This is a genomic window from Sinorhizobium glycinis (genome assembly GCF_001651865.1).
Classification (GTDB): domain Bacteria; phylum Pseudomonadota; class Alphaproteobacteria; order Rhizobiales; family Rhizobiaceae; genus Sinorhizobium; species Sinorhizobium glycinis.
Window position 1 is genome coordinate 1 of the sequence record NZ_LPUX01000010.1, and the last position, 1,482, is coordinate 1,482.

1 protein-coding gene is annotated in these 1,482 nt (G+C 61.9%); it reads left to right on the plus strand.

Going from position 1 to position 1,482, the window contains the following annotated elements:
- Positions 1-1,457 (plus strand): M10 family metallopeptidase C-terminal domain-containing protein (locus AU381_RS00065; RefSeq protein ID WP_244520001.1); only part of this gene is annotated, 1,457 nt, incomplete at its 5' end.
- Between the last annotated feature and the right edge of the window lie 25 nt (positions 1,458-1,482).

The window sequence follows — 1,482 nt, forward strand, 5'->3', positions numbered from 1 at the left end:
ACGGCATAGACGATTTCGCGGAGGGAGACTGGAAGGACTTCTATCGCGAGATGTTCGCGGACATCGCGGCCTGCATCAACGTGACCTTTCGTGAGGCGAACGTCGCCGATGCGACGCTGAAGCAGACGCTGCTCGACACCGGCGGCGGCGGGTTCTCCGGCGGACCGGGGCCGACCGAAGATTCGGTGACGACCGCCGTCGGCATCGACCCGAAGGGCGTCAAGGCGGCGGCCGATATTATTCGCCTCGGCACCTTCTCGGATGTCTGGCTGCATGAGATCGCCCACAGCCTCGGCCTCAAGCACACGCATGACTCCTTGGCTGGACCAACCCTGCCCGGAGTCGCAGACGAGGACGACAAGGGCACAGGCCTGCTCAACTCGTCGATCTATTCCGTCATGGGGTATACCTATGCCTTCTGGGGCGAGGACAACCCTTTCACTAACGCCAGGGATTTCGGAGCGACGCTGAACGCCCAGCCGGGCTCACTCGGCGCCATCGATATCGCCGCCCTCCAGCACATGTACGGCGCCAAGGCCCACAACACCGGCAACAACGTATATCGCTTCAGCGACAACGTCGATTTCAACCGCGGCTACACGACGCTATGGGACACCGGCGGCAATGACACCATCGCCTATACGGGCACCAGCCGGGCGAAAATCGATCTCCGTGCGGCGACGCTGAAAGCCGAGATCGGCGGCGGCGGTTGGCTATCCACCTCCGAGACCCTGACCGGCGGATTTACCATCGCCAATGGCGTGGTGATCGAAAACGCAAAAGGCGGTCCCGCCGCGGACATCCTGATCGGCAATGCAGCCGGCAACGTTCTCGATGGCGGGCGCGGCGCCGATCGCTTGCAGGGTCTCGCCGGCAACGACACCTATATCGTCGACAATAGCGGCGACCGCGCGTCGGAGGCGGCTTCAGCCGGGACGGATTTGGTGAAGAGCAGCGTCTCCTTCACGCTCGGCGCCAATATCGAAAACCTTCTCTTGACGGGGAGCCTCAGCGCCAATGGAACGGGGAACGCTCTCGCCAACAGGCTGATAGGCAATTCCGCCGCCAACACCCTAGGCGGTGCATCCGGCAACGATACGCTCGACGGCGGAGCCGGCAGCGATGTGCTCTCCGGGAATGCCGGCAGGGATCAATTTGTCTTCAGCACGGCGCTTGGATCCAGCAATGTCGATCATATCCGCGACTTCTCGGCGATCGAAGACACGATCGTGCTGTCAAGCAAGATTTTCTCGACACTGGTGCCCGGGACTCTGTCATCGGGTCCCTTCGAGGACATCGCGGCAGCCAAAGTCGATGCAAATGACCGGCTTCTCTACGACAGCGAAACTGGCGCTCTCTTTTATGACGCCGACGGTTCTGGCGCCGGTAAGGCCGTGAAATTTGCCCATTTCGACAACAAGGCGGCAATCACCTCTGCCGACTTCTTCATCGTGTGACGGGCGCGCTGCGCCGCGTGACGCA